Origin of the sequence: Terasakiella brassicae (assembly GCF_014641495.1) — a bacterium.
Lineage (GTDB): Bacteria > Pseudomonadota > Alphaproteobacteria > Rhodospirillales > Terasakiellaceae > Terasakiella > Terasakiella brassicae.
This window is the reverse complement of sequence record NZ_BMHV01000012.1, coordinates 23730-41096: the sequence shown is the minus strand read 5'-3', so window position 1 is coordinate 41096 and position 17367 is coordinate 23730. Positions and strand designations below refer to the sequence as shown.

The window sequence follows — 17367 nt, the reverse complement described above, 5'->3', positions numbered from 1 at the left end:
AGCCTCATAAAATGGGGCGTTAACAGCGGAGTCTTCAGATGCCTATACGTTACCACGTGTATCGTCTTGCCATATTTACATTCAGCCTATGGGTGAGCGGTTTAGCCACTCATACAAGCCATGCCGAGACAGTTACCCCCACTCAAGTCTATCAGGTCACAGAAGATGTTCTTGCACAGCTTGAACGTCTGCATGACGCAAACCTGAGCATCCCAAATTTAATGAATGTCGATACAAACCTGCCTGAGCGTCAACCCCGTCATGTGCTGCAACAAGCCCTGAACGTGCGTTCCAAGATCCAGCTTCTCAAACGCGTAAACGGATTGGAACCGTCAGAAATCACCCCCCCGAAAGTCAAAGAGGTTACGCCCGGTGATGTCCTGATTGAGGTTCAAACCATCCTCAACGAGCTAACCGAATTCGATAAAGCTTTCAATTTACCTCCCTTCAAAAAGCAAGCAAAAGCCGTTGAAGGGAAAACGCCAACGGATGTCTATCTCAACCTGTTACGCGCACAGACCATGATTGTTCAGTTGGGCATACCCGATACAATTCCCAACGAGGTTTTCAATAACGTTCTGTCCGTTTCCGAAGAAATTAAACTGGTTGCGGCGGCCTCAAATAAAAAAGCCGATGTGGAACCACCCTCTGCTTCCATTGGCAAGCAATCGGCGGATGCCTATAGTCTGGCTTATTATGCCCTAAAGGGCTTAAAAGGGTTAACCCAAAAGCCCGAATATAAAATTCCCAACGAGATTGTGCTGCCGAAACGCAAAACCCGCAATATAACCCCCAGCGATGTGCAGCAATTACTTCTTTTCTGCCTTGCCGAACTTTCTTCCATGAAAGTTGCCGTGGGGGCGACCACCCCGCTGATGATGCCGAAACCCGCCGCCGGTCAGACACCGACAACCGTGTTTGACAAACTTGGCTTAGTCAATCGCCAGATACAGGCAATGGTGTGGTAAGGAGGATATTATGACAACAACAATCGATTCAATTGAACAGGAAACCTCCTCACAAACCAAACGGGGACTGGGAACAAAAATTATCCTGCTCGGTATTTTACCGGTTCTTTTTATGGCTGCCCTCAACCTGGGCGTCAGCTTTAAAACAGGTAATCTATTTGAAAATACCTTGGACAGCCTCAACCAAAAGGCAGAAAATGCCGATAACCTGATGGAAGGCAGCATCAGCGTACAACGCAGCTTGACGAAGGTGCGAAATTCTTTTGCCGCCCTGACAAACTTTCATCAACGCAGCATTTTACAACGCGACAAAGTTGCCGTTTTCAAAACACGCGAAATGCGCACATCGATGGAAAATGTCTTTGTGCAACTTCAACAAGATGTCTCCGCATTGGAAAAAGCGATCCAGCCCTCCATCGACGCACACGAGACCCCCGCCAAACGTGAATTGGCACAAAAACGCTTAAATTATCTGTTACGTACCGCAGATAATCTGCCGCGCCTTTTCAAACTTTTTGCAGAGTCCAACGAGCGCAGCCTTGTTTTTTTAGGAAACCAGCGCGCCGATCAAGCTGCAAGTAATTTCATTTACGAAGAAGTTTCCCGCCAACTCGTTATTCAAAACACACTCGACCACAGTGCTGCTATTCTGACGGAGCTTTTACTGGATACTAAAATTCAAGCCAATAAAGACCGCATTGACGCGAAACAAAATGCAATTGATGAATTAAACACAACTGAAAAACTGAATTACGTTATTCTGGCCGTTGTCTCAGCCGTGCTGATCCTGCTAACGATTATCTTTGCAACCAAGAAAATTTCCTCCCCTCTCGTCAATATGGTTCAGGCTATGGCCCGTTTGAGTAAAGGCGAACTGGATGTCGATATTCCTGAAAATCAGAAGGACGAAATCGGCGATATGGCAAGTGCCTTGGGCGTTTTCAAACAAAACCTGATTGATACCCAACGCATGAGTGAAGAACGCGCCCAAGAACGCGAACGCCTTGCGACAGAGCAAAGAGAACAACGAGATGCCCTTGCCAGCGAATTTGAAAACAAGGTTGGTGAAGTTGTAAACTCCGTTGCCTCTTCCTCTACCCAATTGCAAGCAACCGCAAGGGATATGAGCGAAATTGCCGCAACCAACCAGCAACGGGCGACAAGCGCCACCAATGCGGCCAATAACGCCACAACCAACGTTCATACAGTTTCTTCCGCCGCAGAGGAACTCAGCAATTCCATCAACGAAATTGCCCGTCAGGTTTCTGAATCCTCAACAATGGCGGCACAAGCTGCCACACAGGCGGAAACCACCAATGTCACCATGCGTGATTTGGCTGATGCTGCCAACAAGATCGGCGAAGTCATCAGTTTAATCACAGACATTGCCGAACAAACCAACCTGCTGGCCCTGAATGCCACCATTGAAGCGGCCCGTGCAGGTGAGGCCGGCAAAGGATTTGCGGTTGTGGCCTCCGAAGTGAAAAACCTTGCCAATCAAACGGCGAGAGCCACAGACGAAATTTCCCAACAGATCACGACTATTCAAGGGACCACACAAAATGCCGTGGACGCCATTGATGAAGTCTCGAAAATGATCGACCATATGAACGAGGTATCCTCCGCCATTGCGGCCGCAGTTGAACAACAAGGTGCTGCAACGCAGGAGATTGCCTCTAACGTGGAACAGGCTGCCCACAGTACACAAGATGCCTCTAACGATATGGCAGAGGTGTCACAAAGTGCGGAACGCAACGGTCAAGCCGCCAAAGACGTCCTTGATGCTGCTGAAGCCCTGTCGTCACAATCAACGGTCCTGCGCGAACAGGTCGATAACTTCCTTGATCAAATCCGCAAAGGATAACGTGCAGAACCCAACTTAATCATCGCATCAAAAAAGCCACCTCAAACTTCGAGGTGGCTTTTTTATAACGTAACGTCCCTTACCCAGCCAAGCTGGGGAGCCAGATCACAATCGCCGGGAACGCGATTAACAGCCCGATGGTAATCGCATCGGCCACGAAGAACGGTGCCACACCACGGAAAACATCCTGAACGCTGAGATCATCACGCACACCGGCAACCACAAAGCAGTTCAAGCCGATCGGTGGTGTAATCAGGCAAAATTCAGCCATTTTCACAACCAGAATACCGAACCAGACCGCACACATGGGACCGGACATCCCGAATGTACTTTCTGCTGCACTTACAGCTTCGCCACCATTCAATGCCATAACCGCCGGGTAAACCACAGGCAAGGTCAACAGCAACATGCCAATGGCATCCATGAACATCCCCAGTACGGCATAAGCCAACAGGATCATAATCAGGATCAGCATGGGCGAATAATCAAGCGAGGTCACCCAATCGGAAAACGCACCCGGCAAGTCCGCAAACCCGAGGAAGCGTACATAAATCAGAACGCCCCAGATAATCGTAAAGATCATCACAGACAGTTTGGCACTTTCCAGCAAGGCATCTTTCAATTCCGCCCAGCGCATGCCCTTAAATACAGCCATGCAGAACACAACGAACGCACCCAGCGCACCGCCTTCTGTCGGTGTGCCCCATGCATCGCCGCCAAACGGGTTATAGATAAAGACAACAATAATGAAGACAACAAAAACAATCGGTAGCGACGGAGGCAAGGACGCAAAGCGTTCTTTCCACGTATAGCCCGATACCGGCGGGCCAAACCCTTTAATCGTTAAGGCCATACCGATGATCAATCCAGCGTAGATCAAGGCAGAAAATGCCCCGGGAATAAAGCCTGCGAGCAACAGTTTACCCACATCCTGTTCCACAATAATCGCATAAATAACCAAAATGGCCGAAGGCGGGATCAAAGAGGCAAGTGTGCCCCCTGCCGCCACCACACCAGCGGCGAATTTTTTGTCATAGCCGATCTTTAACATTTCAGGGATGGCTATTCGGGCAAACACCGCCGAGGTCGCAATCGATGCACCAGACACAGCCGCAAAACCTGCTGTTGCAAAAACGGTCGCAACGGCCAAACCGCCCGGCACCCACGCAATCCAGCGTTTTGCAGCCTCAAACAAGGCCTTGGTCAATCCGGCATAATAGGCCAGATAACCGATAAGGATAAACGTTGGAATAAGGGACAACGCCTGATTTGCCACCTTGGAATGGGGCACCTGCCCGGCGATTTTGGCCGCAATCCCCAAGGCCCACATAAAGGCTTCAGGATCGTATCCTTTTTTCGCCCAGAAAATCCAGATGAGGCCGACAAGGCCCGCAAGACCGGCAGCAAACGCCACCCGCATCCCCAACACAACAAACACCAGCAGACCGCCAGAAACGATCAAGCCAATTTCAATAGGTTCCATGATCTTTTCCTTTAGTCATCGTGACCGGTTAAGTGACTGGCTTCGTGATTTGCCTGCGCCGCCACATCTTCAATCAAAGGCACGGCAACGGGTTGATCTGTCCCGCTGATCAAGGCACTGGTAAAACCCCACGCCTGAACAATCAGTTGCAGACATAAAACCGAAAAAGCCACCGGCGCCAATAATTTTGCCGGCCATAACGGTATACCAATATCCATAGAGCTATCGCGGCTCCACATCGGTGCGTTAAAATCGAAACTGCGTTGGAAATGTTCCCAACTGCCCCAAACAATGAGCAACATCAAAGTAAGAATGGCGAGGGTCGTCAGTAATTCTGCCGCATAAAGGGTGCGGCCTTTCAACTTGCCGACAACCATGTCCATACGAATATGGCCGCCATTTCGTTGTGTATAGGAAATCCCCATAAAGGCAATCAGGGGCATCGCCTGTTCGATCCAGTCAATATATCCCGGTAAAGGATGATTGAAAAAATTACGCCCACTGACGGATAACACCGCCAAAATCATTAATGAAAAAACTGCCAGACCGCTGATCAGGGCCAGAAACTTCCCAATTTCATTCAGCTTTTGGTCTAAAAGGCTCAACAGGCTATCATCTGTGAGTACGTTTGCGTTCCCAGCCATGATCTCCTCCTTAAAAAAAGTTGCGAAAAAAGGGGACGCCCGGGTCGAAGACGCCCCCTCTCGCTTGATCTCAAGCTGTTTGACTTACTTATTTGATCATGCCGGTAAAGAAGTCATACAGTTCTTGAGCGGGGAGCCCTTTGGCAGCGTTGTCTTTAACCCACTGATCCGCAGCAGGGGTGGCAACGGCCTTTTTCAAATCTGCAATCGCCTGGTCAGAGAAAGTGACTTTCTCGATACCGCGTTCTTTCAACAACGGATCCCAACGTTTCATAGTTTTGTTGTTGTAGTTGTCGACATAGTAATCGAGTGCTTCATCAACAGAACCAAGCAACGCATCACGATAAGCCGGTTTCAGGCCATTCAACGCATCTGTGTTGACAACAACCGGGCAGTTAATTGTGCCGGGGTTCAGGTTTGTCGTCCACCATGTTGCTTTTTCCACAACACCAAACGCCATATGGGCATGTTGGGCAAAGGCAACGGCTTTGATAACACCACCATCAAGAGCTTGACGCACTTCAGAAGCCGACATGGATGTTGGAACCGCGCCAACGGCCTTCATGGCCTGACCAATCCCGCCGGTTGCACGAACCGCAAGACCTTTAAAATCATCCAGTGATTTCGGCGTGTCGCCCAGACCTGCAATGTTATATTGCGGCATTGGTGAGGGCATCAACAAGGTTGCATTCCAACGCGCCAGATCTTTTACAACAGCCGGATGTTTATAAAGTTCTTCGGACAGTCGACGTTCCTGATCCAAGGTAGACACACCTAAAAACGGCAGTTCTGCAACCGTCAAAGACGGGTTTTTATCACGGTGATAGCCCGCACAGAATTGTGCCATTTCAAACGCGCCAATAGAAATCCCGTCAAGGTTTTCCTTGTTCTTAGACAGGCCGCCGTAAGAAATGTTGAGTTTGAATTCACCGTTGGTTTTCTTGTCGACCAATTCAGCGATTTTTTCAACATGTTCGGTAAACGCACGACGCTTGCCCCACAAGGACACATTCCATTCTGTCGCCATTGCCTCACCGGCAAAAGAAAGAGCAACAGCAGTCAGGCACAATTTGCCAAGAATTTTCTTCATAAAATAATCTCCCAAAATGAACATCCTCCAGATGTCTCGGGAAATAAGATAATAAATCCGGTAAAAAATACGCATGAAGAAAACCGCAGGCTCGTAAACTTCCTGTGCGCGGAAATCCGCAAAGGACCAAACGGGTTACAACAAGGCGTTCTTATCCAACCCCAGCTTGACGATTTTTTCATTTAACGTGCGCCGTCCAATCCCTAAACTTTCCGCAACCGCATCCATCTTGCCTTTATGGGTACGAATGGCTTTGGCAACCAGTTCACGTTCAAAGGCGGCAACCGCTTCACGCAGGGTATCGGGGACTTCTTCGACATCATGGTTGGAATGGATCGCTTCGCCCACATTACCGCGCCCACGCCGCGCCGCCAAAATACGACGTTCGGCAACATGGCGTAATTCACGCACATTCCCCGGCCATTCATGCGTCATCAAGGCCGAAACATCATCGGCGCTTAATTCCGGTGTGCTGATTTCATAAACCGTGCTGTATTCGTTTAAAAAATGGGAAAACAACATCACGATATCTGAACGCCGTTCGCGCAAGGTCGGTAAATTCAACATCAACGTATTCAGACGATATAGTAAATCAGATCGAAAACGTCCTTGCGCGACCGCTGCCTCCATATCCTCGTTGGAGGCCGACACAATCCGAATATCAACCGGCACCGGCTTGTCCCCACCGATCGGGGTAAACTCACGCGTTTCAATCACACGCAACAATTTGGCTTGAATGGCAAGGGGGCAGGCGGCGACTTCATCCAGAAACAAGGTGCCCCCGTCACTTGCCGCCAGCATGCCTTTCACTTGCCCGATTTCGCCAAACATACTGCTTTCAAATTTTTCTGCCAAAATCGTGGCACAGTTCAGGACGGTAAACGGCCCTTTCGCGCGCACACTCAGATCATGCAAAGCACGGGCAACCACTTCTTTTCCGGTGCCGGTTTCGCCTAAAATCATGGCAGGTGCATCCAGATCAGCATAATCCAGAACATCTTCGCGCAGGATCTTAATTTCGTCGGTTTGCCCGATTAAAATCCGATCCAATCCTGATAACATCGCAAGCCGGGCTTTTAAACGTTCCGTATCCTGCCCCATGCGATGTTGTTCGGCTGCATGACGGGCCACCGTCAACAAACGGCGTGGATCAAACGGTTTTTCCAGAAAACTGTAAGCCCCTTTTTGCATGGCATCTACCGCCATCGGGATATCACCATGTGCGGAAATCAACACCACGGGGGCAGTATCTTCCTTGGTTTGCATATAATCCAGCAAGGCAAGCCCATCCATACCGGGCATACGCACATCACTGAGAATCACATCCGGGCTGATATCTCTGACTTTTTCACAAAACAATTCTGCGCGGGCATAGTTTTCACATTGCCAGCCCACTGATTCAAACAAATGGGTTAAAGAATCACGCATTTCACGGTCATCATCGACAATAACAAGGGAATAAGTTGGGTTTGCATCGACCATTGTTTTTAATCCTCCGCCCACAAGGGCAATTCAATTCGAAACGCAGCCCCCTTGATTTGACGATTGCGCGCGGCCATACGGCCCCCATGTTCTTTCACAATTTCACTGGAAATGGCAAGCCCCAGCCCCAACCCTTCACCTGATGCCCGTGTGCTCACAAAGGGTTCCTGCAATTCTTCCAACGTGGCCTTGCCCAACCCCGCGCCTGTATCAAAGACTTCCACACAGGCCTGTGCGTTTTCCATACTAAGCTGAACCGTTAGTAACCGTTCCTCGCCTGCTTCCATCGCATTCAAGGCATTGCGCATCAAATTGGTCAAAACCTGTTCCAAACGCAAACGATTGGCATGCACCACCACCGCCGTATTGGGCACAATTCGCTTATAATTGATCGCATTACTGACAAAATCCGCCTGTAATAATTCTTCAGCCCCTTTCAGGACATCACGCATATCGACGGCCTCAAACGTTTCAGACCCCGGCTTGGCAAAAAATTTAAGTTGCTTGGTAATATTTTCCATCCGCAACGCAAGGCCGGTCATTTTTTGCATAAACCCCATTGCCGGTGGATTGGGCGACATCTCAGCCGCTGTCAAATAATTACGCATCGCTGCCAAGGGTTGCCCCAATTCATGTGTAACAGACACCGCCAATTGCCCCAATGCCGCCAGACGACTGGCGCGCGCCAATTCGTTTTGTGTGGTTTTCAAACGTTTTTCCGCGACTTTGCGTTCTTCGATTTCCACAGCTAAACGCCTGTTAGCCTCCCGCATTGCCGCAGAATCAGCTTGTGATTCGCGCAAGGCCTCGCCGATACGCACCGTGCGGCGAAACTGGATAACCGCAAACACAATCGTCAGAATGACAAAGGCCGAAATCAGGGTCATCCATGTTTTTTCCTGCACCGGGTCCTGACTGGCAAAAAAGTACAGTGTCCAATTTCGGCTATCCATTTCCTCCGTCACCAAAAGGAAATGATTGCCTTCGACCATAACCTGATTTTCATTCCAAATGCGCCAGTTCAATTCGTTTAACGGCTCATTTGCAAACTGGCGCTCTTCCTGAATTTCCTGCCTGCGTTCTTTCGATATCGCAAACATGGCCCGATAGCGCCAGTTCGGATTGGACGATAACAGGATCACACTGTCTTTGTTGCCCAGCAAAACCTGTTCATCGGAATCAATCCATAAATTTTCCAACTGACCAAAATTCAGTTTGAGTGCGATCACGCCAATGACCTGCCCCTGAACATCGCGTACAGGTTCAGAAATAAACAAGCCGGGTAATTTGGTTGTCGCCCCAATACCGTAAAACTCACCATGATTACCAGCAAGCGCATCCTTGAAATAGGGGCGAAAGGCATAATTTTGCCCGATATAGCTGGTCTTGCTGGCATAGTTTGAAGACGATACCGTTAATCCGGTCGTATCCATTAAATAGATGGCCTCTACCCCCGATTGATCGGCAAATTTCGCCAATCTTTCATTCAGTCGGTCGACCCCCTCACCGGACAGGGCCGAGATTACATAAGGGTCTTGCGACAACACAAAGGGGAAGTAAACAAACCGTTCAATCTCGCTCAGCAACGAGCTTTTATACAGGGACAGCCGCCCACTGGCCTTTCTGATTTCTTCTGATTTAAAATAGGAAAAAGACACATAATACATGCCATAAGACAGGACGGCCAAACCGACAATAAACAACAATAAAAAGCGTGGGCGCATTTCTTTTTCCAATTCGTTTGCCTGCGCGGATGATAAATCAATCCAATCCGTTAGACAAACAATGCGTCATTGACAGGATATAAAAGCCTTCCTACCCTCATCAAAATCAATTTCTTATTCGGATATTCTCAATGAGCGCAGCCCCAACGACCTTACCGCCTGTTCTTGCCGGACCAATTTTGCGCCGCGCAGAACCTGAACGGTTGGCCCTTTGGCTTGCGCTCAGCGTTGAAGCTGACGTGAAAATACAGTTTTCTGAACAAGACAACATCCTTGCCGAATTTTCCACGCCATCCAAAGGTATAAAAATTCACAGGCTAAAATGCGGTAAAAAGTTACATATCCTGTTGATTGATCTGTCGTTTAAAGAGGCTTTGCCCCGCGATTGTTGGATTGATTATACCCTTTGCCTGAAATCACAAGATCAAGAGATTTGGCAGGATATCACGAAACTCAGCCCGGACTTGCTCTATCCCCCCCATAACAAGCTGGGCTTCTTGTTACCGTCCAAGGTTGGAAGTATTTTGCACGGATCATGCCGTAAACCCCACCATGACAGTGGCGATGGCTTGGTTGCTGCCGATGGCCTGCTTGCCCAGCTCCTTGAAAACAATGCCGATAAAGATGAAAACCTGCCCACATGGCCGTCAGCCTTGATCATGTCAGGCGATCAAATCTATGCCGATGATGTGGCCGGTCCCATGCTGCGCGCCATTCACAGCGTCATTGATCAACTGGACCTGCCTGCTGAAATGTTCGAGGGGCTGAAAGTCCCCCCGATTGGAACGTCTGATGAACTCTATCAACACAAAAGCAGTTATTATGATCGAACAGCTATTTTACCACAGGTCGAAGCCAACCGTGATCTGTTGGATATTCTGTTCGGTGGTGTACGCAAACCGGTTTTCACCACCGATACCGCGCACAACCATTTAATGACCCTGCATGAAAATCTACTGATGTATCTGATGGTCTGGTCGCCTGTTCTCTGGTCCATTGCACAGATGGATTGCCCCGCAGGCCTATCGGCTGAAAATCAAAAACTGTTTGCGGATGAAAAACAAGTTTTGGACCGCTTTGTTGAAGGTTTGCCGCAGGTGCGCCGTCTCATGGCCCATTTGCCCGTTGCCATGATCTTTGATGACCATGATGTCACCGATGACTGGAACCTGAACCGCCAATGGGAAGAGGCGGTTTACAATCACCCCTTTTCCAAACGCATGATCGGCAACAGCCTGTCGGCTTATTTCATCTGTCAGGGGTGGGGAAACAACCCGGATAAATTTGACACACGCTTTATAAAAGATCTGCAAACCGCATTGGATGCCCCGGGACATGAAGACCATATCAACTTCATTGACCACCTTTTAAAATTTGAAGGATGGGAATATCAATGGAAAACAGAACCGCCCCTGATTGTCATTGATACACGCACACGGCGTTGGCGTTCGGAAAGTTCCATGGTCAAACCATCCGGCCTGCTGGATTGGGAAGCCGTTGGGGATCTGCAAGAACAACTTTATGGCAAAGACAGTGTTTTGCTGGTTTCGCCCGCGCCAATCTATGGGGTCAAATTGATTGAAACCATCCAGCGTATTTTCACATGGTTTGGGAAACCTTTACTGGTGGATGCCGAAAACTGGATGGCACATCCGGGAACGGCTAATTCCATTCTCAATGTTTTCATGCATACCAAAACACCACACACCTTTATTATTTTATCCGGCGATGTTCATTATTCCTTTGTCTATGATGTTGAACTGCGCGGACAAAAAGGAGGCCCGGATATCTGGCAAGTCACCAGTAGTGGCTTTAAGAACGAGTTTCCAAAAAAGCTACTGGATGTACTGGATATCATCAATCGTTGGCTTTATTCTCCCCGCTCCCCCTTAAACTGGTTTACCAAGCGCAAACGCATGCGCATTATTCCGCGCAAACCCGAAGGACATGCTGACGGGCGCCGCTTGCTGGATGCCGCCGGGGTCGGCCTGGTCGAACTGGACAAAGACGGACGGCCTTGTCGTTTTCGTCAACTTCTGGCCGATGGACAGTTTGTCGGATTTGATCGCATGGAAAATCATTCCCGTTGGCAATAAATCGGCGCGGACGTCATAAATCCTAAATCTGAAAGTCACGAAAGCTTCACGTCAGTGAAACACTGCTGAACCAATCTTTAACCTACCCTGACGGGCAGTGTTCAACGAGCAGTGAAGAAAACAATGACGAACCAGACAGAAACGAACCTTGATATCCGACTTGCGCGCAACGCCGACGATTTGGAAGCCGCTCAACGCCTGCGCTACCGCGTCTTTTTTGACGGTATGGGCGCTGTTCCCGATCCTGAAGTTGCCGCAGCGAAACGTGATTTTGATCGTTTTGACGATTATTGTGATCATTTGCTGGTTATTGATAAAACCAAAGAAGCCGCTGGCGAAGAATGTGTTGTCGGCACCTATCGCCTGCTTCGCCGCAGCGTTGCCCAACGCCATGAAGGTTTCTATTCGGCTGATGAATTCGATCTCTCCCGCCTTGAAAATTATCAAGGTGAAATCGTTGAGTTGGGACGTTCTTGTGTCGATCCCGATTATCGCGGCAAAGCCGTTATGCAGCTTTTATGGCGCGGCATTGCAGAATATATTACCGATTACAAAATTTCACTGATGTTCGGATGCGCAAGCTTCCCCGGCACCGATACAAAAGCAATGGCATCGGCGTTATCATATCTGCACCACCATCACAGTGCACCGGATGAATGGTCGCCCAAGGCATTGGATAGCCGTTATGTAGATTTAAAACTGCTCAAGAAAAAACAAATCGACAGCCGCCAGGCTTTGCGTGAAATGCCCCCGCTCATTAAAGGTTACCTGCGTGTCGGCGGCGTGATTGGCAAGGGCGGTGTGATTGATCATCAATTCAATACGGTCGATGTTTGCCTGCTGGTTGAAACGGACAATGTGACGGGTCGTTACCAACGTCACTATCTGCAAGATGCGGCAAGTATGTCCAATCAGGCCAACACATGAAAAAATCTTTTCTGCGCGGCATGATACGCACGATGGCCTTTTTGGGATGGACGGTCCTGCTGGTCCCTCCTTACCTGCTGATTTTCTGCCTTGGGCGGCATGTGCGCCGCCCAATGGTGCAACTTTGGCATCGTGGGGTCTGTGCGCTTATCGGTATGAAAGTCACCTGCTATGGTAAACCGTCTCAAAATAAAAGAGTATTGCTGGCTGGAAACCATGTTTCTTACCTGGATATCCCGATTATAGCCTCCTGTCTGGATGTGACCTTTGTCGCCAAGGCCGAGGTTGCCGACTGGCCCTTGTTCGGGTTTCTGGCACAAATTGCGCAAACCGCTTTTATTGAACGCAAGCCTTCCAAAGCACGTAAACAAAAAGTCAAACTCAAACAACGGATTTTAAGTGGTGAGCGCTTGATGATCTTCCCCGAAGGTACCAGTTCGCCCGGCAACAAAGTTTTGCCTTATAAAAGCGCCTTGTTCGAAATGGTGATGGAAGACGACTTGCGCGAAAGCTGTCTGGTCCAACCCGTCACGCTCGCCTTTTGCCGGACACGCGACCACCAGCCTTTGAACAATACCGGGCGGGATTATTTCGCATGGTATGGCGATATGACATTGGCACCGCATTTACGGGATGTCTTTTGTCTGGGGGGTGTTGAAGTCGATGTTATTTTTCATGCCCCGGCCTTGGCCGCTGATTTTAAAGACCGCAAAGCACTCGCACAATGGGCGCAGAACCGCACATCAAACGGTCTTGCTAATTTGGTGACACCACCACCCGAATGTTCCGAAACATCACTGGACCAACAGGAAATCGCCTTTACCTAATCACGGGTGTGGATCGATACAGACTTGATTACGGCCCTGTTGTTTTGCCCGATAAAGCGCCTGATCCGCGCGTTCGATAATCTGTGCGGCTTCACATTTTTCATCAGGGACCAAGGAAATCCCGCCAACGCTGATTGTCACCCGTTGTCCGCCCGGATTATATTTATGTTCCAAATTCAGATCATAAATCGATTGCCGGATACGTTCTGCGACCCGTTTGGCCCCTTCGCTGTCAGAATTCGGAATGATCATTGCAAATTCCTCCCCGCCATACCGGGCGGCGAGATCATTTGCCCGATAGGCCTGTTTCCCTATCGTTTCAGCAATCCGTTTTAGACACTCATCACCTTGTTGATGACCGTATCCATCGTTATATCCTTTGAAATGATCCACATCACACAGCAAAAGTGACAGGGGTTCATTTTCCCGGCGCGCGTGCAAAATATCCGCTTCCAGTGAAATATCAAAAGAGCGACGATTCGCCAATCCGGTCAAGCCATCTTTATGAGCCAGACTTTGCAACGCTTGCTCTGCACGTTTTTGTTCCGTCATATCGCGTAACGTTTCCACAATGGCGATCATGTTCCCGTCATCATCAAATATGGGACCGCAATTAATCGCCAGATATAAACGTTTTTCCGCACAGGGCATGACACACCAGTTTTCGGCACGCACACCGTCATAGACATCTTTCTTCAAGGACGCCGCGCTATAATGTTCTTCAATCGCGTCCATGCGCCCCTCGCGTACCAGATCGGCAAGACAGACACGGGGTTCTTCATAAAAGGCCCGCCAATGATCCCGGGTTCCGATCACCTCACGCGCCATCACATTTGTGAGACGTTCACACGCCTTGTTCCAAATTATGACTTTGCCTGACGGATCCAGAACAAAGGTTGGAACGACCAAATGTTCCATTAAACGAATAGCGAACTGATGTTCGCTAGAGTCCTGTTTCAATTTATTTCCCCTGTCAAAAGAAAGTGCTTTTGTGATCTTGTCGACTGATCGCACCCTGATTTCTTTTTTATTTTCATATCCTACGTCATCAGCACGCAAAATTCAATCAAACAGCACGTCCCCTGATTACATTAAAAGAAAATAGTTCAACCCTTTTGTCTCGCTATGCGTCATACACGTCTTATGATTGACCGGGATCAATGAGAATAAAAATCAAGTCAGGCATATGTTTTTGATGATGAGCCTATACAACGAAAACGGTCCTTGCGACGGCAAAATCCCCAATGACTGGAACCTGCCGGAACTATCAGACCTGATCAAAATTACATCAAATTGCGTTCAGATTGATCTGCGACATCAATCCGCACCAACGCCTTTGGTCGCCACATTAAAAATTCTGGATCAATTAAATTCAGACCAATATTTCGAAGGATACTATCCCAAAATGCCGATGCATCTTTTCTCTCACTTACAAGAAGAAGCATGGGCTTGGGACGTTGTGGAACAGAACGATCAAGGCATTCGTCTCAGAATATATCGTGAAGGCCACAAACCATGATAGGCGCTGGCGTACCCTTCGGTGCGGAACAACGCCTGCTGCCGGAATGGATCCCCCTTTCCTTTTTCTTCGTATCACTGGCCTGCTTGCCGCTTGGTTGGATACTTCTGTTCCTTCAGGCCGAAAACATCGCCAGTTTCCAAGGTGGCTTCGGCCCCGTTTTGGCAGCCCTGCACACCTTCACCATCGGGGTTGTCCTGACCACGGCCTTCGGTGCCTCCATGCAAATGCTGCCTGTGGCCAGTGGTGCAGCCATGAACAGGCCGATCGGCGTCATCCTGCTTCTTGTTCTTTTGCTCAGCGGGATCGGCATTACATTGGGGGGATTTGCCCATTACCGCCCTCTTATCGCCTCCTGGGGCGCAGCGCTCCTGTGCCTCAGCGCCCTTCTTTATGCGCTCATGCTCGTCCGTCTCCTGATAAGATCGGCCAACCTTAAGCTTGTTCGCAACCATGTTCTAGTCGGTGCCCTGTGTCTGTTACTGGCCGCTGCGCTTGGGGCGGCCATGATTTTGAACTGGGCCGGGCTAATTTCATTTAACATGCCAAATCCGCGATTGGTTCATGCCGGGCTCGCCCTCTATGGTTTTATGGGGCTCATTGTTTTCGGTTTCAGCCGGATCATGGTCCCCATGCTCAGCGTCAGTGACAAAACCAATGACCGACTTGCCATATGGGGACTTCTGATCGCCTTAACGTCTTTACTCTTGTGGGTGGGCGGCTTCTTTAAAATTGCACCGATTGTCGCCCTGATATCAGCGCTGATCCATATCTATGAAATGTTTACGATCCTAAAGGGGCGCATTCGCACCCGTCTAGGGCCGGAATGGACCGTCATTCGCTTCGGTTGGATCATGTTGCCGCTCAGCCTGCTTTTGGTGATCGGGGCGCAATGGACCGACAATAAAGCCAACATAACGGAACTCAGCATTCTCGTCGCTGTGCTGGGTTGGTTGGTATCCTTTATTATCGGTATTTTACAACGCATTGTTCCCTTCCTGCTGTCGATGCAGATCGCCCGTCAGACAGGCATGCCGGAATTGCCGAGTAAGCTGGCAGCGGAAAAACTAACTCGCATCATCGGCCCCTTGCATATCGCTGCCGTGGGGGTCACCGGGCTGGCCATCATAATGGATAATTCTCTTTTATTACAATTTGGTAGCTTAATCGGCCTTGTTTCAGGGCTTTCTTTTTTAACTTTTTTAATTATTGCCATAAAACGCAAACGTCTGAGTTTGGAGAAAATGAAAAAATGAGACTCTCACAAATCTTACATGAAGAACACCAACGCACCCTGACCGTTCTGGATGAACTCGACGGTTGGCGCGGCAAAAACAAACCGGACGATATCGAACAGATCAAAGGTCTGCTGACCGATTTAATTGATGTGGCGCAAAGCGATATTACGGAACATTATGCGTTTGAAGAAGAACACCTGTTCCCCGTATTGCGCATGAACGGGGCTGATTTCATGGCCAATATGCTGGCTGGGGAACATCAAATGATCCGCCCGATTGCGCAAGAATTATCGGCAATGGCCCAAAAAGCCATCGAGACCGGTTTTGATGATCAAAGCTGGCAAAGCTTTCAGGAACTCAGCTTCGACTTTATCGGTCACGAAACCTTCCACATTCAAAAGGAAGAAATGGGCCTCATCAACGCCATTAATTCCTTATTCACACCCGAACAGGAAGCCCCGCTTATTGAGCTTTATAAAAAGGGTTCTTAATCTTTTGACAAAAAAACACCCCGCAAAATTTTCTTGCGGGGTGTTTTTTATTGTTCATCAAATGTCCGTAATCAGCCGTCTGCGGTAATTTGTGCCACCAATTCAGACAAGACCTGATCAACCTGATCATTTTCAACCCGGCACGTTCCCACCTGTTTATGACCGCCGCCGCCATATTTAAGCATCAGGCTACCCACATTGGTTTTTGAACTGCGATCCAGAATGGACTTCCCGCAGGCCAGCAAACATTTGCCGGGTTCAATTTCCGGGATGACTTGAATGGAGATATTGCATTGGGGATACAGGGCATAAATTGTAAAACGGTTGCCCGCGTAGCTTTCCGTTTCCTTGCGCAAATCAAAGACCACAAGGTTATTGTGAACCACAGTGTTCCTCTTGATCTGATTTTCAAATTTTTCTTCGTGCAAGGAATACAGATGCAACCGTTCTTCAACGTCAGGGATTTTTAAAATTTCTTCAACCGGATGATGACGGCAGTAAACCATCATATCTTTCATAAACTGCTCATGCGAAACGGCAAATTTCCCTACACGGTCAAGCCCGGTACGCGGATCCAGAATAAAGTTCAGCAGGACCCACGGGCCCGGTGCCAGAATGTCTTCTTCATTATACTGTGCCGCATCCGCTTTATCGACAGCCGCCAGCATATCTGTACTGATTTTCGGAAAAGCCTGTGCGCCGCCAAAGTGGTTATAGACCACGCGCGCCGCAGACGGTGCGTTGGCATCAATGACCAAATTATCATGCCCACCGACACGTTCCACTTCACTAAAATGGTGATCAAGGCTTAAGTGCGCTTTTTCCACATAAGGAAGATTGGTCAGAATGTCATTTTCACTAACTGTAAATTGCCCGTCCTGAATCTCTTTCGGTTCGGCAAATACAATGTCGTCAACCATTCCAAGTTCGAGAAGCAACGTACCTGAAACTACACCGTCAAAGTCAGCTCGCGTGACGAGGCGATACTTTTGATCAGTCATGTTTTCGGCTCCT

The 17367-nt window shown here is 48.9% G+C and carries 15 protein-coding genes; 8 read left to right on the top strand and 7 right to left on the bottom strand.

The genetic code is table 11. The features are described from left to right. Positions 1-38 precede the first annotated feature (38 nt). Together IEW74_RS09605 and IEW74_RS09600 are read left to right on the top strand one after the other, a co-directional pair. Complete coding sequence (locus tag IEW74_RS09605) at positions 39-968, top strand: hypothetical protein (RefSeq protein ID WP_188664223.1); 930 nt, start codon at positions 39-41, stop codon at positions 966-968. A 10-nt stretch (positions 969-978) separates the two neighbouring features. Then, positions 979-2832 carry a methyl-accepting chemotaxis protein gene (locus tag IEW74_RS09600; RefSeq protein ID WP_188664222.1) on the top strand — a complete coding sequence of 618 codons (1854 nt, stop codon included), beginning with the start codon at positions 979-981 and terminating at the stop codon, positions 2830-2832. Between the two features lie 79 nt (positions 2833-2911). Here the strand turns inward: IEW74_RS09600 and IEW74_RS09595 are convergent, their stop codons facing one another. The 5 genes from IEW74_RS09595 to IEW74_RS09575 all read right to left on the bottom strand — a co-directional run bounded on the left by IEW74_RS09595 (position 2912) and on the right by IEW74_RS09575 (position 9255). Continuing rightward, entirely contained in the window at positions 2912-4315 is a 1404-nt protein-coding gene (locus tag IEW74_RS09595; RefSeq protein ID WP_188664221.1) for a TRAP transporter large permease, read from the bottom strand. An 11-nt stretch (positions 4316-4326) separates the two neighbouring features. Then, positions 4327-4959, bottom strand: a complete 633-nt coding sequence (locus tag IEW74_RS09590) for a TRAP transporter small permease subunit (protein WP_188664220.1) — start codon at positions 4957-4959, stop codon at positions 4327-4329. 88 nt (positions 4960-5047) lie between these two features. Next, entirely contained in the window at positions 5048-6049 is a 1002-nt protein-coding gene (locus tag IEW74_RS09585) for a C4-dicarboxylate TRAP transporter substrate-binding protein (protein WP_188664219.1), read from the bottom strand. A 135-nt stretch (positions 6050-6184) separates the two neighbouring features. Then, the gene (locus tag IEW74_RS09580; protein ID WP_188664218.1) at positions 6185-7531 is read right to left on the bottom strand and encodes a sigma-54-dependent transcriptional regulator; all 1347 of its coding nucleotides are present in this window, start codon (positions 7529-7531) and stop codon (positions 6185-6187) included. 5 nt (positions 7532-7536) lie between these two features. Then, positions 7537-9255 (bottom strand): sensor histidine kinase, encoded by a 1719-nt coding sequence (locus tag IEW74_RS09575; protein WP_188664217.1) that lies wholly within the window; start codon positions 9253-9255, stop codon positions 7537-7539. Between the two features lie 131 nt (positions 9256-9386). Between IEW74_RS09575 and IEW74_RS09570 the strand changes: the two genes are divergently transcribed. The 3 genes from IEW74_RS09570 (at position 9387) to IEW74_RS09560 (ending at position 13105) form a co-directional block, all read left to right on the top strand. Continuing rightward, complete coding sequence (locus IEW74_RS09570; RefSeq protein WP_188664215.1) at positions 9387-11351, top strand: metallophosphoesterase family protein; 1965 nt, start codon at positions 9387-9389, stop codon at positions 11349-11351. 123 nt (positions 11352-11474) lie between these two features. Next, positions 11475-12278 carry a GNAT family N-acetyltransferase gene (locus IEW74_RS09565; protein WP_188664213.1) on the top strand — a complete coding sequence of 268 codons (804 nt, stop codon included), beginning with the start codon at positions 11475-11477 and terminating at the stop codon, positions 12276-12278. Then, positions 12275-13105, top strand: coding sequence for a lysophospholipid acyltransferase family protein (locus tag IEW74_RS09560; RefSeq protein WP_188664210.1), 831 nt, complete (start codon positions 12275-12277; stop codon positions 13103-13105). Before IEW74_RS09565 ends, IEW74_RS09560 begins: the two co-directional genes overlap by 4 nt. Here the strand turns inward: IEW74_RS09560 and IEW74_RS09555 are convergent, their stop codons facing one another. After that, complete coding sequence (locus tag IEW74_RS09555) at positions 13106-14065, bottom strand: sensor domain-containing diguanylate cyclase (RefSeq protein WP_229734297.1); 960 nt, start codon at positions 14063-14065, stop codon at positions 13106-13108. 235 nt (positions 14066-14300) lie between these two features. Here IEW74_RS09555 and IEW74_RS09550 point away from each other — a divergent pair, with 235 nt between their 5' ends. From IEW74_RS09550 to IEW74_RS09540, 3 genes are read left to right on the top strand one after another with little or no spacing between them, the layout of a single operon-like run. Further along, positions 14301-14624, top strand: coding sequence for a DUF2249 domain-containing protein (locus tag IEW74_RS09550; protein ID WP_188664208.1), 324 nt, complete (start codon positions 14301-14303; stop codon positions 14622-14624). Beyond that, positions 14621-15880 carry an NnrS family protein gene (locus IEW74_RS09545; RefSeq protein WP_188664206.1) on the top strand — a complete coding sequence of 420 codons (1260 nt, stop codon included), beginning with the start codon at positions 14621-14623 and terminating at the stop codon, positions 15878-15880. Before IEW74_RS09550 ends, IEW74_RS09545 begins: the two co-directional genes overlap by 4 nt. Further along, entirely contained in the window at positions 15877-16353 is a 477-nt protein-coding gene (locus IEW74_RS09540) for a hemerythrin domain-containing protein (protein ID WP_188664204.1), read from the top strand. The genes IEW74_RS09545 and IEW74_RS09540 overlap by 4 nt, the downstream gene beginning before the upstream one ends. A gap of 71 nt (positions 16354-16424) precedes the next feature. On the opposite strand, the gene IEW74_RS09535 is transcribed toward IEW74_RS09540, so the two are convergent. Beyond that, positions 16425-17354, bottom strand: coding sequence for a DHH family phosphoesterase (locus IEW74_RS09535; protein WP_188664202.1), 930 nt, complete (start codon positions 17352-17354; stop codon positions 16425-16427). Positions 17355-17367: the final 13 nt, after the last annotated feature.

Excerpts from the sequence above, each read along its gene's own strand:
- IEW74_RS09605 (WP_188664223.1), top strand. The coding sequence starts at position 39 with ATGCCTATACGTTACCACGTGTATCGTCTTGCCATATTTACATTCAGC.
- IEW74_RS09600 (WP_188664222.1), top strand. The coding sequence starts at position 979 with ATGACAACAACAATCGATTCAATTGAACAGGAAACCTCCTCACAAACC.
- IEW74_RS09595 (WP_188664221.1), bottom strand. The coding sequence starts at position 4,315 with ATGGAACCTATTGAAATTGGCTTGATCGTTTCTGGCGGTCTGCTGGTG.
- IEW74_RS09590 (WP_188664220.1), bottom strand. The coding sequence starts at position 4,959 with ATGGCTGGGAACGCAAACGTACTCACAGATGATAGCCTGTTGAGCCTT.
- IEW74_RS09585 (WP_188664219.1), bottom strand. The coding sequence starts at position 6,049 with ATGAAGAAAATTCTTGGCAAATTGTGCCTGACTGCTGTTGCTCTTTCT.
- IEW74_RS09580 (WP_188664218.1), bottom strand. The coding sequence starts at position 7,531 with ATGGTCGATGCAAACCCAACTTATTCCCTTGTTATTGTCGATGATGAC.
- IEW74_RS09575 (WP_188664217.1), bottom strand. The coding sequence starts at position 9,255 with ATGCGCCCACGCTTTTTATTGTTGTTTATTGTCGGTTTGGCCGTCCTG.
- IEW74_RS09570 (WP_188664215.1), top strand. The coding sequence starts at position 9,387 with ATGAGCGCAGCCCCAACGACCTTACCGCCTGTTCTTGCCGGACCAATT.
- IEW74_RS09565 (WP_188664213.1), top strand. The coding sequence starts at position 11,475 with ATGACGAACCAGACAGAAACGAACCTTGATATCCGACTTGCGCGCAAC.
- IEW74_RS09560 (WP_188664210.1), top strand. The coding sequence starts at position 12,275 with ATGAAAAAATCTTTTCTGCGCGGCATGATACGCACGATGGCCTTTTTG.
- IEW74_RS09550 (WP_188664208.1), top strand. The coding sequence starts at position 14,301 with ATGATGAGCCTATACAACGAAAACGGTCCTTGCGACGGCAAAATCCCC.
- IEW74_RS09545 (WP_188664206.1), top strand. The coding sequence starts at position 14,621 with ATGATAGGCGCTGGCGTACCCTTCGGTGCGGAACAACGCCTGCTGCCG.
- IEW74_RS09540 (WP_188664204.1), top strand. The coding sequence starts at position 15,877 with ATGAGACTCTCACAAATCTTACATGAAGAACACCAACGCACCCTGACC.
- IEW74_RS09535 (WP_188664202.1), bottom strand. The coding sequence starts at position 17,354 with ATGACTGATCAAAAGTATCGCCTCGTCACGCGAGCTGACTTTGACGGT.